This window comes from Bifidobacterium saguinibicoloris (assembly GCF_019331725.1).
Lineage (GTDB): Bacteria > Actinomycetota > Actinomycetes > Actinomycetales > Bifidobacteriaceae > Bifidobacterium > Bifidobacterium saguinibicoloris.
The window spans coordinates 74,495-93,266 of the sequence record NZ_JAHBBF010000006.1; the positions used below are offsets into that span (position 1 = coordinate 74,495).

The window sequence follows — 18,772 nt, forward strand, 5'->3', positions numbered from 1 at the left end:
GGCATCGGCCGTGCGTCTTCCGGAATCGATCGAGACCAAGGAGACGCGATGAGGCGCAACCAACTGGCCATTCCCGCATTCGTCGCCGCATGCATGGCGATGCTGCTGCTCATACTGGCGGTGCTGGGAACCGTGGGGGTTCCCGGAACCGGCCGGGGAGCGTTCATACTGTTCCTGACGGGCATGATGGCCGTATGGCTGTGCCCGCTCGTGTCCATCGTGGCACTCGGCCTGTCGGTGGCCTGCATAGTGCAGATCGTTCGGACACGTCGCGGCGCCGTTCCGTCACCATCCGCCGCCGGCTCGGGAATGGCCCTGGCCATCGCGGGGACCGTGCTCGCGGCGACGCCGCTGGCGGTGTTCGGCTTCGTCGTCCATATCGTGCCGCTGCTGCCCGGCATGACGTGACCGTATGCGCATACCCGGCCGGACGTCGACATCAATTGGAGGAACGGCCTGGCTCCTCATGCCGTTCACGCATCACCGTCAACGCATGAGCGAGATCGGCCGGATACTCCGATTTCACCGTGGTCCACACGTGGGTGCGCGGATGCCGGAATTCGAGCTGCATGGCATGCAGCCACTGGCGTTCCAGCCCGAGATCGGCGGCGAGCACCGGGTTGGCACCATACATGTGGTCACCGACCAAGGGATGTCCGATGGATGAGAAATGCACGCGGATCTGGTGCGTACGTCCGGTCTCCAGGTTCACGGAGACCAAGGTGGCCTCGGAACCGAACCGCTCCATCACGTCCCAGTGGGTCACGGCCGGTTTGCCGGCGGGCGTCACGCAGAACCGGAAATCGGAGACCTTCGCACGTCCGATCGGCGCTTCGATGGTGGCCTTGTCCTGCCGAAGGCATCCCTGCACGAGCGCATGGTACGTCTTCACGACCTCATGCTCGGCGAACTGCCGCCGCATCTCCACGTACGCCAGATCGGACTTGCAGACGAGCATGAGCCCGGAGGTGCCGACGTCCAAGCGTGAGACGATGCCCTCGCGTCCCGCGGCCCCATATGAGGTGATGTGCACGCCCCGGTCGCGCAGGGAGCCCAGCACCGTGGGGCCGGTCCATCCTACGGAGGCGTGCGCCGCGACGCCGACCGGCTTGTCCACGACGACGACGTCGTCGTCCTCGTAGACGACGGCCATGTCGCCGGCGATGGGTTCGGGGTCGTGGCGTTCCTCGGCGAGATCGAACTCGACGGTCTCCCCCGATTGGAGGATGCCGGACTTCGTCAACGTCCGGCCGAGCACGCGCGCCTGCCCGGTGTCGATGAGGTCGGCGGCCTTCGAACGCGACACCCCGAGCATCTTGGCCACCGCGACGTCGAACCGCTTGCCGACGAGCGCGTCGGGGGCGGGGGCGAGACGACTCATGCCGTCTCCTCCCCCTGCTCCCGTTCTGAGCCTGCGGACTTCCCGCCACGCGCACGCTCGTCGAACGGCACGTTGAGCAGAATCATCAGGACGATGGCCACCCCGGCCACCACCAGATACACGTCGGCGACATTGCCTACGGACCAGCCGTAATTCAGGAAATCGACGACCTTGCCATCAAGGAATCCCTCCGCATAGACGACGCGGTCGATGAGATTGCCGAACGCGCCGGCGAACGCAAGCGCGAACGCCGCATCCCACATCATCGATGTGGTGCGCACGGCAAGGACGGCCAACGCCACGCATGCGGCGACGGCCAGCAGCGTGATCACCCATGTGGCTCCGGAACCGAAGCCGAGCGAAGCGCCGGGGTTTCGGACGAGCGTCAACGACAGCAGTCCTTTGACCACGGGGACGGTGCGCCCATCCCCGAGCGCACGCAACGCCCAGAGTTTGGTCACCTGGTCGATGACGACGGCAATCAGTGAAACGCAAACAAAGACGGCCACGCGTACGCGCAGCCGTCCTTCATGAACCTTGTTCATACCGGGGGTTCAGTCCGCTCTCACTGACCAGACTGCTCGGTCTGGTTGTAGGTGTTCGTGTCCGAAACCTGGTTGATGAGCTGGCCGAGGAAGTCAGTCAGACGGCTGCGGTATTCGGTCTCGAACTGCTTGAGTCCCTGGATGTTGCCCTCGATGAGCTTGGACTCGTTGGTGAGGTTCTCACGGACCTGGTTGGCGTAGTCGTCGGCCGTCGCACGCGTCTTGGTGCTGTAGTCGTCGGCGGCGCCGCGAATCTTCTTGTCGTATTCTGCGGCGCGACGCTGCACTTCGGCCTCGTACTGGTCGGCGTCGTTATGCTTGTCGGTCAGGTAGGTGTCCGCGTCCTGACGGGTCTTCACCGAGTAGGCGTCGGCGTCGGAACGGGTGCGGTCGGAGTAGGCGTCCGCATCCGAGTGGATGCGCTTGTTGTACTCGTCGGCCTCGCCGCGGGTGCGGTCGTTGTAGTCATTGGCCTTGCCGATGAGCTCGTTGTAGTCGCGCTGGCTCTTCTCAGTGATCTCCTTGGCCTTGGCCTTGCCCTTGTCCACGTACTGGTCGTGCAGCTGCATGGCCAGGGTGAGCATGGCGGTGGCGCGCTCGGGTTCGGTGCCCGCTCCGGCGGCGGCGCCGGCGATCTTCTGCAGGGAGCCGGTCTCGGTGTTCGGCTCGACCTTGGAGACCTGCTCGCGCAGCTGGTTCTCACGCTGCTTGGACTCCTCGAGCTGACGGGTCAGCTCGGCCACCTGCTGGGCCTGCTGCTGCGCGCCGGCGGCCTGCTGCTGGAACGCGGCGAGCTGACGTCCGAGCTCCTCGTTCTGCGCACGGTACTGGTCACGCTCATGCTGGATGGACGCGATCTGCTGCGCGACGGCATCCTGATTGCCGGACGCCTGGGAGACCTGCGCGGTGAGCTGGTCGATCTGCGCGTTCAGCTGGTCCACCTGGGCCTTGAGCTGCTCGTTCTGGGAGGACAGCGCGCGGTTGGATTCCTCGGCCTCCTGAAGCTTGGAAGCCACGGCCTGCGCGTTCTCGTCGCCGTTGGCGGCTGCCTGCTGGGCGGCACCCTTGAGCTTTTCGTTCTCACCCTGCAGCTGCTGCACCTGAGCCGTCAGATCGGAGATCTTCTGGTTGAGAGCGGTCACCTCCGGCCCCAATGCCTGGGTGGACTGTCCGCCGGCGACGGCCTGCTTGCCGAGCGCTTCGACGGTCTCCGTCACCTGATCGAGGAAATCGTCGACCTCGTCAACGTCGTATCCTTCCTTGAAACGCACCGTCTGGAAAGTACGTTCCCTGATGTCCTTAGGCGTCAACAGAGCCATAAATCTACACCTCGCTTTGGGGCTATGCCTCGCTTACGTATGTATCAAGACATGACCTTACCACGTACCCCGTCATTCGTGCAGGTTTCGCGGCGTTTACATGAGTGTCAGATGAAAACGCGGAGAAGAACGAGCAGGAAATACAGCACCAGGAAGCTCATGTCCAACGCGACAGCCCCCATCCGCAGCGGGGGGATGAAGCGTCTGAGCCACCTGAGCGGAGGATTCGTGATGTCATACACCACGCCGATGAGACGTGCGACGACGCCCTGCGGATACCAGCGTGGTGCGAGTATCGCGGCCCAATCGAGAATCATGCGGATGAACAGCACCGTGATGTAGGCGTCGATCGCCCCATCGACGACGTGTTGGAGAATAAGGAACAGCATGATGCCAACTTACCAACGGCCCCGCATGCGGACGTCCATGTTCGCCGACGACGTACCGTCATCCCCACAAGGAAATGCCGGACGCACGTCCGGCATGTGGACAGTCGTTGGTGACGGCACCGCGCGACGCACCCGCCCGGCCGATGCGCTCAGTCCGCGAACAGGTCTCGCGCGCTGTTCGCGGAGGCGGACTCCTCCACCTTGATGTTCACCTGCGCGGGGCTGAGCAGGAACACACGCGGGGTGACGCGTTCCATGGATCCGTGCACGCCGAACACCACTCCCGCGGAGAAGTCGATGATGCGGTAGGCCACCGCCTCGGACACGCCGGTGAGGTTGAGCACCACGGGGACGCCGTCGCGGATGGCCCGTCCGACCATCTGCGCATCGTCATAGGACTTCGGGTGGATGGTGGTGATGCGGCTCAGCCTTCCCTGGAAGGGGTTGCCTCCTCGCGACGAGGCGGTGGAGGACGAGGCCGGTGAGGAGGAGACGGACGGCTTGGTGGGCATTGGAGTCACCGTGCGGTCGGAGTCGAAGGACGTGGGTGTCTCGGCCGGCGTCTCGGGCTCCTCCTCGACGTCGAAGTCATCGTCCTCCTCGGCGACGTCGGACATGCCCAGATAGGACATCGCGTTCTTCATGAATCCAGCCATGTCTCAATCCTTTCTCGTGTGGTGTCCGCCGTCAGCGCAGGAAGTCGGGGATGTCGAGATCGCCGGCGTCATCCGCGCCCGGAGCAGGCTGATACGGCTCGTACGGCTGCGCGGGGGCACCGGTGGACGGGGCGAACGTGAACGGCGAAGGCTGCTGGGCCGGCTGGGCGGCGGGAGCCGTCTGCTCGGGTGCGGCGGGTGCGGCCGGCGACGGCGTCGCCGGTGCGGCCGGTGCCGCGGGCGTGGCGGGAGCCGGCGCGCTCTGCGCGGTCGTGCGCGGCTGCGCAGAGGACTGATGCTGCGGAATCGCCGAGGCGGCGGCGTTCATCGCGGCCTGCTTGGCGGTGTCGAAGCCCGCGGCGATGACGGTGACGCGCACTTCGTCGCCGTACGCGTCGTCCAGAGCGAGGCCCCAGATGATCTGGGCTTCGGGGTGGATGGCCTTGCGCACGAGCTCGACGGCGGCGGACGCCTCCTGCAGGCCGATGTCGGTGGGACCGGCCACGTTGATGAGCGCGCCGTGGGCGCCTTCGATGCTCTCCTCGAGAAGCGGCGAGCTGATGGCCAGCTCGGCCGCCTGGGTGGCGCGGTCCTCGCCGCGCGCCGAACCGATGCCGAACAACGCGGTTCCGGCATTGCGCAGGATGGCGGTGACATCGGAGAAGTCCACGTGGATGTACGAGTTGGAGGTGATGAGGTCGGTGATGCCCTGCACGCCGGACAGCAGCGCCGAATCGGCCGTCTTGAACGCGTCCATGATGGTGATGGAGCGGTCGGACAGTTCCAGGAGCCTATCGTTCGGAATGACGATGAGGGCGTCGACCTCCTGACGGAGATTGTCGATGCCAAGCTCCGCGGAGGCGGAACGCTGGGGCCCTTCGAAGCTGAACGGACGGGTGACCACGGCGATGGTGAGCGCGCCCTGCTGATGCGCTGCCCTCGCCACAATGGGGCTGGCGCCCGTTCCCGTGCCGCCGCCCTCGCCGCAGGTGACGAACACCATATCGGCGCCCTTGACGGCCTCCTCGATGTCGGACTGGTGGTCCTGCGCGGCCTTCGCGCCCTTCTCGGGATCGGCTCCTGCGCCGAGACCGCGGCTGGACTGGTCGGACAGGGAGATCTTCACGTCGGCGTCGGACCGCAACAGGTCCTTCGCATCGGTGTTCACTGCTACGAATTCAACGTTCGCCAGACCCTCGGCGATCATGCGGTTGACGGCGTTGCCGCCGGCGCCACCTACGCCGACGACCTTGATGTTGGTCTTGTCGTTGAACTCAGTCTGGGCGGTCTCGCTCACGTTGTGCTCCTGTCACTACACGGTTACACCCTAGAGTAGCGCAGGGCCTTACCGTTTGGTGTGATATTTTCGCGCGTGTAACGCATTTTTGGGACGCGCGCGCCGGCCGCATCCGGACCGGCGCGCAGGAATCAGTACGAGGCGTCCATGGGGTCGTCCCCGAACAGGGTCTCCCGTTCCTCATGACTGGTGACGCGGGAGTCCAGCCAGCCATACGGCAGATGCACCTTCTTGGCGAACCTCACGCGCCCACGGGGCTTGTCGACCACCCGTTCCGGGAAACGTATGTCCGGATCGAGTCTGCCGATCTCGCGGTCCACGTCCTCGAGGCTCTCGCACTCCATGAACGCCTTGCGCGTGGAGCCGCCGACGGGGAACCCCTTCAGATACCAGGCGATGTGCTTCCTCAGATCATGCACGGCCATGCGCTCGTCGCCGTCGTAGAACTCGACGAGCAGGCGCGCATGGCGCGAGATCACGCGGCAGACCTCGCCCAACGTGGGGTTGAACCGCTCGCCGGACCCCTCGAACGCGTGCTTGATGTCGGCGAACAGCCACGGACGCCCCTGGCAGCCGCGGCCGATGGCCACGCCGTCGCATCCGGTCTCGCGGATCATGGCGAGCGCATCGTCCGCGCCCCAGATGTCGCCGTTGCCGAACACCGGGATGTCCACATGGCTCTTGAGCTCGGCGATACGGCTCCAATCGGAATGGCCACCATAGTATTCGGCGGTGGTGCGGGCGTGCAGCGTCACGGCCGCGCACCCCTCCTCCTGGGCGATGTGTCCGGCCTCGAGGAATGTCTCATGCTCGTGGTCGATGCCGACACGGATCTTCGCGGTGACGGGGATGCCGGCCTCGCCGCACACCTTGACGACGCGTCGGATCACATCCGTGTAGATGTCGGTCTTCCAGGGCAGCGCGGAACCGCCGCCGCGGCGCGTGACCTTCGGCACGGGGCACCCGAAGTTCAGGTCCACGTGGTCGGCCATGTCCTCGTCGACGACGATGCGGGCGGCCTGCTCGACGATCGCGGGGTTCACACCGTACAGCTGCAGCGAACGCACCCGTTCAGAGGGCGCGAAGCGGCATAGGCGCAGCGCTTTGGGGTTGCGGGCCACGAGCGCGCGGGCGGTGATCATCTCGGCGACGTAGAGCCCGTCCGGGCCATATTCCTCGCAGAGCACGCGGAACGGCCAGTTGGTGACGCCCGCCATCGGCGAGAGCACCACCGGGGTCGGCACCTCAATCGGGCCGAGTCCGACGGGTTTGACGGCCGCGGCCACGGTGGGGGCGTCGACGGCACGACGCGGCGAGCGCGGGTCCTGCCCCGTGAGGCAGTCACCGCGCTCGTCGATGGTGATTTCGTTGTCGGAAGTCACTGGGATACGGGTCCTTTATGGGTCCTTCGATGGGGGTCGGGAATCAGTACAGACCGCCGGCCTCGTTGATCCTCACGGATTCCGGCCACGCCTCGCCGCCCATGGCGACTGGCTTCATGGGCACGCGCGTGCGGTGCTCGCCGATGCGGGAGTCCACGTATTCGGCGACCTTGTCCAGGGAGACGCGCTCCTGGTTCATCGTGTCGCGGTCGCGGATGGTGACGGCGTGGTCGTCGAGGGTGTCGAAGTCGACGGTGATGCACAGCGGGGTGCCGATCTCGTCCTCACGGCGGTAGCGGCGGCCGATGGCGCCGGATTCGTCGTAGTCGATCATCCACTCGTGCTGACGCAGGTCGGCGGCGAGGTCCTGGGCCACGGACTGCAGCTCCGGCTTCTTGGAGAGCGGCAGCACGGCGGCCTTGACCGGGGCGAGACGCGGGTCGAGGCGCAGCACGGTGCGCTTGTCGACGCCGCCCTTGGTGTTCGGGGCCTCGTCAACGTCGTAGGCGTCGACGAGGAAGCACATGAGGGATCGGGTCAGGCCGGCGGCCGGTTCGATGACGTACGGCACGTAGCGTTCGCCGGTGGCCTGGTTGAAGTAGCTCAGATCCTCGCCGGAGTGCTTGGCATGCGCGGACAGGTCGAAGTCGGTGCGGTTGGCGACGCCCTCGAGCTCGCCCCAGTCGGAGCCCTGGAAGCCGAACTTGTATTCGATGTCGACGGTGCGCTTCGAGTAGTGGGCGAGCTTCTCCTTCGGATGCTCGTAGTGGCGCAGGTTCTCCGGCTTGACGCCGAGGTCCAGATACCACTGGGTGCGGGCGTCGATCCAGTACTGGTGCCATTCCTCGTCGGTGCCGGGCTCGACGAAGAACTCCATCTCCATCTGCTCGAACTCGCGGGTGCGGAAGATGAAGTTGCCGGGGGTGATCTCGTTGCGGAAGGACTTGCCCATGTTGGCGATGCCGAACGGCGGCTTGGAGCGCGAGGAGGTCATCACGTTCTTGAAGTCCACGAAGATGCCCTGCGCGGTCTCCGGACGCAGGTAGTGCAGGCTGTTCTCGTCCTCGACCGGGCCGAGGTGCGTGCGCAGCATCATGTTGAAGTCGCGCGGCTCGGTCCACTTGCCGCGGGTGCCGCAGTCGGGGCACACGATGTCGGCCATGCCGTTCTCCGGCAGCTTGTCGCCGTGCTTCTCGGCGTAGCTCTCCTGGAGCTTGTCGGCGCGGTTGCGCTTGTGGCAGTTGAGGCATTCGACCAGCGGGTCGTTGAACACGGCGACGTGGCCGGAGGCGACCCACACGGGGGTCGGCAGGATGATGGACGTGTCGACGCCGACGACGTCGGGACGGGTGACGACCATCGAACGCCACCATTCGCGCTTGATATTGTCCTTCAGCGCGACGCCGAGCGGGCCGTAATCCCAGGCGGAACGGGTTCCGCCGTAGATCTCGCCGGCGGGGAACACGAAACCGCGACGCTTCGCGAGGGATACGACTTCATCAAGTTTGGACTGAGCCACAATGCACCTTCTGGTTTGAACGGTTTGGGGTCTTACAACCGCTTCAGCCTACCTGCATACGCCGACCGGCCGCCGACCGGCCCCGCTACCACGCCTCGCCGGGACCCGCCAGAGGCGACGCCCACGGATGTGCGATTCCGTCACATCTTGTCCATATCGCCCCCTAGCGTCTGAAACGATAACGAAATGCAGGGGAACCCGCGGCACTCCGGCGGGTTGAGATGGGCGCACGGCCCGACCCTTTGAACCTGTTGGTTAAGACCAGCGTAGGGAGCAGTGACAGATGAGCGATTCCTCGCATACCCATCGCAACGGCCGCGATGCCGATTCCCACGTCCCGTCCGACGACCGCCTCGCCGAGCTTCGCGAACACATGAGGCACGCCGTCGAACAGGTGCGGGCCACGACGCCGATGGCCCAGTCGTTCACCAACTTCGTGACCATCAACCTCGTCGCCAACGCCCAGCTCGCCGCCGGCGGCGCTGCGGCCATGAGCTTCCTGCCGGACGACGTCATCGACACGGCGGCCATCTCCGGTGCCGACTACGTCAACGTGGGCACGTTGCTGCCGTTCTACAAGGACGCGCTGCCGAAGATCGCCCGCGCGTTCCACAAGGCCGGGCACCGGTGGGTGCTCGATCCGGTGGCCGCCGGCATCGGCGAGACGCGCACCGAGATTCTCAGGTCCTTCCGCGCCGCTCCCCCGACCATCGTGCGCGGCAACGCCTCCGAGATCATCGCCCTGACGGACATGTGGGGACTCGCCGAGGAGGCCGAACCCGGCAATACGCCGGTCAGCCGCCCTGCGGGAGTGGAATCGGTCGACGAAGTCGACGCCGCGATCGAACCGGCGAGGCGACTTGCCCGTCATCTGGCCTCCCTCGCGCCTGATGGCAAGGCGGCGGTGGCCGTCTCGGGTGCCGTCGACCTCGTGACCGATGGAGCGACCGTCTACCGGCTGCCCGGTGGCAGCCCGATGATGACGAAGATCACCGGTGCAGGCTGCTCGCTCGGCGGCGTGACCGCCGTCTACCTCGCTGTGACCGATCCCCTCGTCGCCGCGCTCGCCGCGACCGCCCTCTACAACCGTGCCGGCGAGACCGCCGAGGCGGCATCGCATGGTCCGGGCTCGTTCCAGGTCGCATTCCTCGACGCCCTGTGGAACACGACCTCCAATCAGGTGGCCGCAAGCGAGATTCACGTCGCCTGAGTTCCACCGGCGGACCCATGGCGGCCATCAGGACCCGCCATCCGCTAGCAGACTTGATCCAACAACCAACCAAAAGGAACAAGAAATGAGCAACGAATATCCCTACGCCTCGATGCGCGATTCGTTCGACCTGTCCGCGTACTTCGTGGCGGGCCCCGAGGACTGCAACGGCCGCCCGCTGACCGACGTGGTCGACCAGGCCCTGCGCGGCGGCGCCACGTTCATCCAGCTACGCGCCAAGGGTGCCGACGCCTCCGAGCTGACGGACATGGCCCGCGACATCGCGCAGATCATCGAGGACAACGGGAAGTCCGACTCCGTGGCATTCGTCATCGACGACCGCGCCGACGTGGTGTGGCAGGCCCGCCGCAAGGGCATCAAGGTGGACGGCGTGCACATCGGACAGACCGATATGGAACCGCGCGAGGCCCGCGCCCTGCTCGGCGACGAGGCGATCGTGGGCCTGTCCGCCGAGACCGAGTCGCTGGTCCGTCTCATCAACGAACTGCCGGACGGCTGCATCGACTACATCGGCGCCGGCCCGCTGCACGTCTCCTCCACCAAGCCCGAGGCCTCCGTGGGCGGCAACGACGGATCCGGCAAGACCCTGGACGCACGTCAGATCGACACCATCTGCTCCGCCTCCGACTTCCCGGTCGTGGTCGGCGGCGGCGTGACCGCGGCCGACATGGCCATGCTCGCCGGCACCAAGGCCGCCGGCTGGTTCGCCGTCTCCGCGATCGCGGGCGCCGGGAACCCGGAGGAGGCCACCCGCGCGATGGTCGAGGGCTGGAAGGCCGTGCGCGGCGACAAGCGTCACGGCTACGCGCCTCGCATCGTCACCCACACGCCGGCCGCCGACACGCAGGCCGCGCAGGAGGGTGCCGCCAAGCCGGGCGCCGAGGCCACCGAGAAGAAGTTCACCAACGCCAAGGAAGCGAAGGAGGCGCAGAAGCTCGCCAAGCAGCAGCGCGTCGACATCGCCGCCCGCGGCTCCAAACAGCGCGACAAGGCCCACATCCGCAAGACGAAGTCCGTGCCGTTCTCCTACGAATACGGCTCCTACGACCTCGAGGTGCCGTACACCGAGATCAAGCTCTCCGACACGCCCGGCGTCGGCCCGAACCCGCCGTTCATCGACTACAACACCGAAGGTCCGAAGTGCGATCCGAAGGAGGGCTTGAAGCCCCTGCGCCTCGACTGGATCCGCGACCGCGGCGACGTCGAGGAGTACGAAGGCCGCGCCCGCAACCTCGAGGACGACGGCAAGCGCGCCATCAAGCGCGGCCGTGCCACGAAGGAATGGCGCGGACGCAAGCACCAGCCGCTGCGCGCCAAGGACCACCCGATCACCCAGATGTGGTACGCCCGCCACGGCATCGTCACCCCGGAGATGAAGTACGTGGCCGAGCGCGAGAACTGCCCGGTGGAGCTCGTACGCTCCGAACTGGCCGCCGGCCGCGCCGTCATGCCGTGCAACATCAACCACCCGGAGGCCGAGCCGATGATCATCGGCTCCCGCTTCCTCACCAAGCTCAACGCGAACATGGGCAACTCCGCCGTCACCTCGTCCATCGACGAGGAGGTGGAGAAGCTCACGTGGGCCACCAAGTGGGGCGCCGACACCGTGATGGACCTGTCCACCGGCAACGACATCCACACCACCCGCGAGTGGATCCTCAGGAACTCCCCCGTGCCGATCGGCACCGTGCCGATGTACCAGGCGCTGGAGAAAGTCGAGGACGACGCCTCGAAGCTCAGCTGGGAGCTGTTCCGCGACACCGTGATCGAACAGTGCGAGCAGGGCGTCGACTACATGACGATCCATGCCGGCGTGCTGCTGCGCTACGTGCCGCTCACCGCGAACCGCATGACCGGCATCGTCTCCCGCGGCGGTTCGATCATGGCCGACTGGTGCCTGCGCCACCATCAGGAGAGCTTCCTGTACACGCACTTCGACGAGCTGTGCGACATCTTCGCCAAGTACGACGTGGCGTTCTCGCTCGGCGACGGTCTGCGCCCCGGCTCCCTCGCGGACGCCAACGACGCGGCGCAGCTCTCGGAGCTGATGACGCTCGGCGAGCTCACCCAGCGCGCCTGGGCGAAGGACGTGCAGGTCATGATCGAAGGGCCGGGCCACATCCCGTTCGACACGGTGCGCATGAACATCGAACTGGAGAAGGCCGTGTGCTCCGGCGCCCCGTTCTACACGCTGGGGCCTCTCACCACTGACACCGCCCCCGGCTACGACCACATCACGTCCGCGATCGGCGGCGTGGAGATCGCCCGTTACGGCACCGCCATGCTGTGTTACGTGACCCCGAAGGAGCACCTCGGTCTGCCGAACAAGGACGACGTCAAGCAGGGTGTGATCGCCTACAAGATCGCCTGCCACGCCGCGGACATCGCCAAGCACCACCCGCACGCGCAGGATCGTGACGACGCAATCTCGAAGGCCCGCTTCGAGTTCCGTTGGCTCGACCAGTTCAACCTGGCGTTCGACCCGGACACCGCGATCGCGTTCCATGACGAGACGCTGCCCGCCGAGCCGGCCAAGATGGCGCACTTCTGCTCGATGTGCGGTCCGAAGTTCTGCTCGATGGCCATCTCGCAGAACATCCGCAAGGCGTTCGGCGGTGCGGCCGCCCAGGAGCAGATCGTGAAGGATTCGCTCGCCGGCCGCATCCCGGCCTCCGCCGACACCGCTTCGGCCGCGGCCGACGGCGTCGTCTCCGCCAACGTGCTGAGCCCCGAGGAGATTCGCGCCGGCCTCGACGCGATGAGCGAGAAGTACACCGCCCAGGGCGGCAAGCTCTACTCCACCGCCACCGAGTGATCCGGCCTCCTCGACCGGTCCGATGATGAAGCCCTCTCCTCGTTCCCGGGGAGAGGGCTTCATCATCGGGTGCGATTCCCTGCGGCTATCCCCGATGCGCGCGCAGCTCCGGGCGGCATTCGACGCGTTCGAACGCGGTCGTGAGGTCGGCGGCGCGGATCGCGGCGCGACGGTCCTTGGCGGCGACGAGCGCAGCCTCCGTCCAGATGGCGCATACCTCGGCGCCGCTCCACCCTTCGGTGCGCCGTGCGATGTCCGCGAGGGGCAACTCCCCCTCGGTCGAAAGCGCACGTTCCTGCACTTCGAGGATTGCAAGTCGATCGTGTTCGCTCGGCATCGGGAACGGAATCTGCCAGTCGAATCGGCCCGGGCGCAGCAGCGCCGGGTCCACATCCTCGATGCGGTTCGTGGCGGCGACGACCACCACGTTGCCTTTGGACGCGAAACCGTCCATGAGCGTCAACAACTGCGCGACGAGACGCTTGCCGACGCCGTTCGTGTCGGTGTCGCGCGAGGAGGCGATCGAATCGATCTCGTCGAAGAAGATGATGGCGCGCTGGTCGGCCTGCGCGGCGGCGAAGATCATGCGCAGCGTCTCCTCGCTGTCGCCCACGTATTTGCTCACGATGGTCGGACCGGAGACGAGGTAGAACTGCGCGTCGGCCACATTGGCGATGATGCGCGCCAGATGCGTCTTGCCGGTGCCGGATGCTCCGGTGAAGATCACGCCCTTGATCGGTTTCGCGCCGATGGCGCGCATCTGCACGCTGTTGCCGAGCTGCGTCTCGATGAGCTCCTTGGCACGCGTGACGACCTGCTCGTAGCCGCCGAACGACGAGAACGTGAGGTCAGGGTCGGCGCTCGGCGTGATCCGGTACTGTTTGATGTCGTCGTCGTGGTCGGATTCGCCGGGTCGGATGGCCGTCGGCCACAGTACGCGTTCGATGCCGAACAGGTCGGTGAACTCGACCGTGTTGCCGGGGGCGATGTCCACTGGATAGTCGCCTTCGAGGAGCTCCAACCCATCCGAGGTCTCCAGCACGACCGCGTCCTCCAGAGCGCGGCGCACGACGCCGACGCGGGGTTTCACCGGCCAGACGGAGGCGGGCACCTTCGTGTAGAAACCGTCGCCGACGAGCAGCACGTCGCCCACGTCGAACACCTCCTGACGCGGGAACGTGAGTTGCGTGCTCCGCCCGTTCGGCATCGTCGCGTAATAGGCGACGCGCCCCTCGTCGAATCCGGTGATGCGCGCCAGCACGCCGTCGCGGCGCAACACGTCGTCGGTCATGATACCCCTCTCTCGTAGGCTCACACCATCACACCACAAGGACGTCGGATATTCAAGGAAAACTGGTGAAAAACCGGCGCTTCGCGACTAAGCTGTGTCATATGTCAACTCAAGCAACCACGACCCTTCCCCCCGTACTCGCCATCTCCGGTTCGGACTCCTCCGGCGGCGCCGGCATGCAGGCCGACCTCAAGACCATGCTCGCCAACGGCGTGTTCGGCATGAGCGCCATCACTGCGCTCACCGCGCAGAACACCACCGGCGTGCGCTCCATCCAGGACACCGAGCCGAACATCCTCGCCGATCAGATCGACGCCGTGTTCGAGGACATCCCGCCGGTCGCCGTCAAAATCGGCATGGTCTCCGCCACCGACATCATCGATGTGATCGCCGACCGGCTCACGTTCCATCACGCGACGAACGTGGTGCTCGACCCTGTCATGGTCGCGACCTCCGGAGCGAAACTCATCAGCGACGACGCGATCGCCGCACTCACGTCGAAGCTGTTCCCGCTGGCTACGGTCATCACTCCGAACATCCCCGAGGCGCAGGAGCTCACCGGCATGGCGATCGTCGACGCCGATTCGATGGAGGCGGCGGCGCGCGCCCTCGTCACGCGCTACGGCTGCGCGGCGCTCGTCAAGGGCGGTCATCACACGAACGACGCGAACGACGTGCTCGCCGAAGCCGACGGCACGGTCACGTGGTTCGAGGGCGACCGCGTGGACAACCCGAACACGCACGGCACCGGCTGCACGCTGAGCTCCGCGATCGCGTCGAATCTCGCGAAGGGCGAGACGCTGCCCGAGGCGATCCGGCATGCGAAGGAGTATCTGACCGGCGCGTTGAACGCGATGCTCGACCTGGGCCACGGTTCCGGCCCGATGGACCACGCGTGGCAGTGGCGGTGAGAGAAGGAGGAATGACGATGACGCAGAACGATGACGCCACCGGGCGCACCGCTTCGGACGCGCGTGACGCGGCGCTCGCCACGGCGACCGACCGTTTCGCCGTGAGGCAGGAGGTCCCCATCGACCCGAAGACCGGCAAATCGTATCTCAACACGGTGGCCGCAATCCAGGTGTCGGTGACGGGCGCGGGCGCCGAGGTCTCCCCCTACGTCACGCAGGCCATCGAGGTGATCCGAGACTCCGGCCTCCCGCAGGAGACCAACGCCCTGTTCACGGACGTGGAGGGCAACCTCGACGACGTGCTGCACGTGGCCGGTGAGGCCGCGAAGAAACTCGCTGAACAGGGCTATCGCACGAGCCTCGTGCTCCACATGGACATCCGCCCCGGCTTCACCGGCCAACTTACGGAGAAGCCGAAGCTCGCCGACGCGATCATCGCCGAACGTCGGTCCGCGGCCGTCAAGGAGCAGCCGGAGCACTGATCTCCGCCATTCCGTTCATCTGATCCATCTGATCCGCCCGGTCCGCATCGAGGGGCCTGTCGCCGGTCACATAGTGACCGGCGACAGGCCCCTCGTCGTCATCCTCCTAATCTATGGTGCAGGAAAATCGCAGGCGGGTCACACAATGACCGTCGCGATCCTGGATTCAGGCTCCGCACGCTATGGCCTGTCCGTGTCCCGCACAACGGGAGCGACGGCAGGCAGGACGTGCGGGCCAAGGGTTCGCAGTATAAGAGGTAATTCATCATGACCGCTGCCGAAGGGCAGAGCATCACCGCCACGGCGGGGCACAGCGGCGCACGGGGCGCCACGGATCATTCGAAGGCAGATTCGAAAACACGACATTCGGAACAGGTGCAGGACATCATCTCACGCGTGGACAGGGCCAACGAGACCCCCATGTTCCACCGCATCGTGGCGCTGGTCGCCGCGGGCATGCTCATGGACAGCATCGACGTGTACATCGGAAGCGCGGTCGCCAGCAGCGCGCTGGCCACCCACTGGTCCACCGTGCAGCAGAATTCCACGTTCATGTCGGCCGGTTTCCTCGGGCTGCTCATCGGCTCGTTGCTGGCCGGTTTCGTCGGCGACCTCAAGGGGCGCCGAGTGGCTTATCAGATCAACCTGCTGCTGTTCGGCGGCTTCACGTTCCTGGGTGCGTTCGCGCCATCCATGCCGGTCCTCGCCCTGTGCCGTCTGGGCGCGGGGCTCGGTCTGGGCGCGGAGATCGTCACCGGGTTCGCCATGGTCAACGAGTTCGCGCCGATGAACCGCCGCGGTCATTGGTGCGCGATCGTGTCCCTGGTGGCGAATTGCGGCGTGCCGATCGCCATGTTGCTATGCGCGTGGATCATCCCCCGGTGGTCGTGGCGCCCGTTGTTCGTGGGCATCGGCCTGATCGCCGCCGTGATCTGGTGGCTGCGTCGCGACATCCCCGAATCGCCGCGTTGGCTCGCCGTGCATGACCGTTATGAGGAGGCGGACGCCATTGTCCGCCGCATGGAGGCCAACGGCTCCCGTCCGGTGGATGCGGCGGCGACGTCCGCCGATGCGGCCGCTCAGACCCGCAATGCGGGCGGCCGCTCGCTGGGTGTATGCCTGCTGGTCGCCATCGTCGCCGTGGGCGCCACCAACGTGTGCTCGTACGCGTTCACCTCCTGGGTGCCGACGATTCTCGTCAAGCGCGGCATCAACCTGTCCAGCTCCCTGATCACGTCCACGCTGATGATGTTGGGCGCGCCGGTCGGCTGCCTCATCGGTTCGCTGCTCATCGACCGTATCGGCCGCAAGCGCACCATCGTGCCCGCGTTCCTGTTCACCGGCGTGTTCGGCATGCTGTACGCGTTCCAGACCTCCACCGTCGGCGCCATCGTGGTCGGGTTCCTGCTCATGATGTGCCTGTACACGCTGATGGCGTCCGTGGTGGCGGTGTATGCACCTGAATTGTTCGCCACGAAGGTGCGTTTCCGTTGCGTCGGTCTGGCCAACGCCATCGCGAAGCTGCTCAACGTGCTCATGCCGATGGTGGTCGGTTGGATGCTCACCGCGCTCGGCGCCACGTCCATCTTCGTGGCGATCAGCGCCATCGCCATCGCGTCGATGCTGGTGGTGGGCTTCTTCGGCGCGGAGACGTCGCAGCGTTCGGTCGGCTGATTCGCGATTCGTCCGCGATTCCGCCCGGATATGACGGAGGGCCGGTCCCGTGGTACGGGATCGGCCCTCCGTCGTCATGATGGGATGTGGCCACCCGCGAACCGTCGCACGGCGTTCGCGGAAGCCGCGTCCGTCATTCCTTGATGCCGTACTCCTTGGCGATGAGGCTCCACAGTTCGCCCGCGGCGCGTTCGACGTCATCGTTGATGATGGTCACGTCGAATTCGCCTTCGGCGGCGAGCTCGACCTTGGCGGTCTCGAGACGACGCTTGCGCTGCTCCTCGGTCTCGGTGCCGCGGCCGGTCAGACGGCGTACGAGTTCGTCGAAGCTGGGCGGCGCGATGAACACGGTCATCACGTCGAGCCCGAGTTCGGCGGCTTTCTCCTTGACGCGGCGCGCCCCCTGCAGGTCGATTTCGAGAATCGTGGGGGTGCCCACCGCGAGATGCTCCTCGAGGGGCTTCAACGGAGTGCCGTAATGGGCCATGCCATGCACGAGTGCGGTTTCGAGGAACTCCCCCGCCTTCTCCTTCTCGGCGAATTCCTCTTCGCTCATGAACCAGTAATTCACGCCGTTGACTTCGCCGGGACGGGGGTCGCGGGTGGTGGCGGACACGGACACCCATACTTCGGGGTGCTTCTTGCGCAGCGCCACTTCGACGGTGCCCTTGCCTACGCCGGCGGGTCCGGTGAGCACGAGGAGACGTCCTCCGCGCAGCGCCGAGGCGTCGTCCTCCTTGGCGTCGGTTCCCGGCGCGACGTCGGCGGCGGGAGCGCCGTCCACGGACGGTTCCGGCGTGGCGGTTTCGACGGCGGCGTCCGTTGCTTCGGTCTTGTCTTCGGTCACGTTTTCCGTTCCTTGATGATCGTTGTCGGCGTTGCCGCCGGCCGGCTTCATGTCCACGATGGTGGCGGTGTCCGACTCCTCGTCCCCGATTCTGGTGGCCTCGAGCAGCGCCTGCCGCACGTCCAGGGAGATGGCTTCGGTCGCTTCGCTCAACGCGGAGATGTCCGGCCCGTGGGAGGCGATGAAGCGGGAGACGGTGACGAGCACGTTGCCTCTGGTCCCCTTGAACACGGTACGCAGGTCCTTGGCGTCGGCGCCCTGCCAGCCGTAGCCGGGAGACAGAATCGGACCGGTGAACTTGGCGGGGTCCACGCCGGTTTCGGTGATCCACTGGCCGATGGTCGCGCCGATGACGAGGCCGACGGAGCCCATGCCGTCCACGTTGCGGTTGTTCTTCTGCGCAGTGGCGGCGATGCCGTACGCCACCGTTTTGCCCTCGTAGTCGCCGCGCTGCCGGATAGCACTCTGCAGGCTGCGTCCCTCGTCATTGGAGGTGAGGGAGGCGATGAACACGCCGCGCCCGTTGTCGAGCGCGTCGTCGATGAGCCCCTGCAGGGACCTCGCGCCGTAGTACGGCAGCAGCGTGATCGCGTCGGCCCTGAGCGGGGCGCCCGGCTTGAAGTAGGCGTCGGCGATGGCGGAGATCGTCGTGGACAGGCCGCCGTGCAGGCAGTCCACGATGGTGATGATGCCCATCTGCCGGGCCGCGTACAGCACCCGTTCCAGCGCGGCGAATCCCTTCGAACCGTACCGTTCGAACATCGGCGACTGGAATTTGACGGCGGCGGCGCGTCCGTTCGCGGCCTGCAGCATGCGCATGGCGAACATCTCCGCGCCGTCGGCGTCGACGTTGTAGCCCCAATCGGTCAGGAGCTTTCGGTGCGGGTCGATGCCCACGCATAACGGACCGTACTTGTCCATCGAATTGCGCAGGCGCAGACCGAAGTCCGAACGCCTCGCGAGCCGTTCCTTGTCCTGTTCCTCAATGGGGCTGTCACTCATCGCGATCCCTTCCTTCGTGCGAGAGGAATTC

At 66.2% G+C, this 18,772-nt stretch carries 16 protein-coding genes, 1 pseudogene and 1 riboswitch; of the genes and pseudogenes, 6 read left to right on the forward strand and 11 right to left on the reverse strand.

Going from position 1 to position 18,772, the window contains the following annotated elements; translation table 11 throughout:
- Positions 1 to 48 precede the first annotated feature (48 nt).
- Positions 49 to 408, forward strand: coding sequence for a hypothetical protein (locus tag KIH78_RS05560; RefSeq protein ID WP_219131592.1), 360 nt, complete (start codon positions 49 to 51; stop codon positions 406 to 408).
- 31 nt (positions 409 to 439) lie between these two features.
- Here the strand turns inward: KIH78_RS05560 and KIH78_RS05565 are convergent, their stop codons facing one another.
- The 8 genes from KIH78_RS05565 to KIH78_RS05600 form a co-directional block, all read right to left on the reverse strand.
- Positions 440 to 1,381, reverse strand: a complete 942-nt coding sequence (locus KIH78_RS05565) for an RluA family pseudouridine synthase (RefSeq protein WP_214312519.1) — start codon at positions 1,379 to 1,381, stop codon at positions 440 to 442.
- The gene (lspA, locus tag KIH78_RS05570; protein ID WP_214312522.1) at positions 1,378 to 1,926 is read right to left on the reverse strand and encodes a signal peptidase II; all 549 of its coding nucleotides are present in this window, start codon (positions 1,924 to 1,926) and stop codon (positions 1,378 to 1,380) included. Before lspA ends, KIH78_RS05565 begins: the two co-directional genes overlap by 4 nt.
- Before the next feature lie 20 nt (positions 1,927 to 1,946).
- A complete protein-coding gene (locus KIH78_RS05575; RefSeq protein ID WP_219131593.1) occupies positions 1,947 to 3,245 on the reverse strand; it encodes a DivIVA domain-containing protein in 1,299 nt (432 codons plus the stop codon).
- 107 nt (positions 3,246 to 3,352) lie between these two features.
- Entirely contained in the window at positions 3,353 to 3,634 is a 282-nt protein-coding gene (locus KIH78_RS05580) for a YggT family protein (protein ID WP_219131594.1), read from the reverse strand.
- Between the two features lie 149 nt (positions 3,635 to 3,783).
- Positions 3,784 to 4,290, reverse strand: coding sequence for a cell division protein SepF (locus KIH78_RS05585; protein ID WP_214312534.1), 507 nt, complete (start codon positions 4,288 to 4,290; stop codon positions 3,784 to 3,786).
- Between the two features lie 31 nt (positions 4,291 to 4,321).
- Positions 4,322 to 5,587 carry a cell division protein FtsZ gene (ftsZ, locus tag KIH78_RS05590; protein WP_219131595.1) on the reverse strand — a complete coding sequence of 422 codons (1,266 nt, stop codon included), beginning with the start codon at positions 5,585 to 5,587 and terminating at the stop codon, positions 4,322 to 4,324.
- A gap of 131 nt (positions 5,588 to 5,718) precedes the next feature.
- Positions 5,719 to 6,804 carry a tRNA dihydrouridine synthase DusB gene (gene dusB / locus KIH78_RS05595; protein ID WP_420830126.1) on the reverse strand — a complete coding sequence of 362 codons (1,086 nt, stop codon included), beginning with the start codon at positions 6,802 to 6,804 and terminating at the stop codon, positions 5,719 to 5,721.
- A 208-nt stretch (positions 6,805 to 7,012) separates the two neighbouring features.
- The gene (locus tag KIH78_RS05600; RefSeq protein ID WP_219131597.1) at positions 7,013 to 8,488 is read right to left on the reverse strand and encodes a glycine--tRNA ligase; all 1,476 of its coding nucleotides are present in this window, start codon (positions 8,486 to 8,488) and stop codon (positions 7,013 to 7,015) included.
- Between the two features lie 180 nt (positions 8,489 to 8,668).
- Positions 8,669 to 8,778, forward strand: a riboswitch (TPP riboswitch).
- Between KIH78_RS05600 and thiM the strand changes: the two genes are divergently transcribed.
- Together thiM and thiC are read left to right on the forward strand one after the other, a co-directional pair.
- Positions 8,772 to 9,698, forward strand: coding sequence for a hydroxyethylthiazole kinase (gene thiM / locus KIH78_RS05605; RefSeq protein WP_219131598.1), 927 nt, complete (start codon positions 8,772 to 8,774; stop codon positions 9,696 to 9,698). (Overlaps the previous riboswitch by 7 nt.)
- An 85-nt stretch (positions 9,699 to 9,783) precedes the next feature.
- Positions 9,784 to 12,534: a phosphomethylpyrimidine synthase ThiC gene (gene thiC, locus KIH78_RS05610; RefSeq protein ID WP_219131599.1), complete on the forward strand. Its 2,751-nt coding sequence runs from the start codon at positions 9,784 to 9,786 to the stop codon at positions 12,532 to 12,534.
- Positions 12,535 to 12,619: 85 nt separating this feature from the next.
- On the opposite strand, the gene KIH78_RS05615 is transcribed toward thiC, so the two are convergent.
- Positions 12,620 to 13,828: an AAA family ATPase gene (locus tag KIH78_RS05615; RefSeq protein WP_219131636.1), complete on the reverse strand. Its 1,209-nt coding sequence runs from the start codon at positions 13,826 to 13,828 to the stop codon at positions 12,620 to 12,622.
- A 98-nt stretch (positions 13,829 to 13,926) separates the two neighbouring features.
- Here KIH78_RS05615 and thiD point away from each other — a divergent pair, with 98 nt between their 5' ends.
- The 3 genes from thiD to KIH78_RS05630 all read left to right on the forward strand — a co-directional run bounded on the left by thiD (position 13,927) and on the right by KIH78_RS05630 (position 16,892).
- Positions 13,927 to 14,736 carry a bifunctional hydroxymethylpyrimidine kinase/phosphomethylpyrimidine kinase gene (gene thiD / locus KIH78_RS05620; RefSeq protein WP_214312552.1) on the forward strand — a complete coding sequence of 270 codons (810 nt, stop codon included), beginning with the start codon at positions 13,927 to 13,929 and terminating at the stop codon, positions 14,734 to 14,736.
- A gap of 17 nt (positions 14,737 to 14,753) precedes the next feature.
- On the forward strand, positions 14,754 to 15,218 hold the full coding sequence (locus tag KIH78_RS05625) for a thiamine-binding protein (protein ID WP_214312554.1): 465 nt from the start codon (positions 14,754 to 14,756) through the stop codon (positions 15,216 to 15,218).
- Positions 15,219 to 15,485: 267 nt separating this feature from the next.
- Entirely contained in the window at positions 15,486 to 16,892 is a 1,407-nt protein-coding gene (locus tag KIH78_RS05630) for an MFS transporter (protein ID WP_236034444.1), read from the forward strand.
- Positions 16,893 to 17,025: 133 nt separating this feature from the next.
- Here KIH78_RS05630 and gmk read toward each other — a convergent pair whose 3' ends face one another.
- Entirely contained in the window at positions 17,026 to 17,610 is a 585-nt protein-coding gene (gene gmk, locus KIH78_RS10605; protein ID WP_236034456.1) for a guanylate kinase, read from the reverse strand.
- 207 nt (positions 17,611 to 17,817) lie between these two features.
- Positions 17,818 to 18,741: pseudogene (pyrF, locus tag KIH78_RS10610) on the reverse strand (orotidine-5'-phosphate decarboxylase); the annotation flags it as partial.
- Positions 18,742 to 18,772 lie beyond the last annotated feature (31 nt).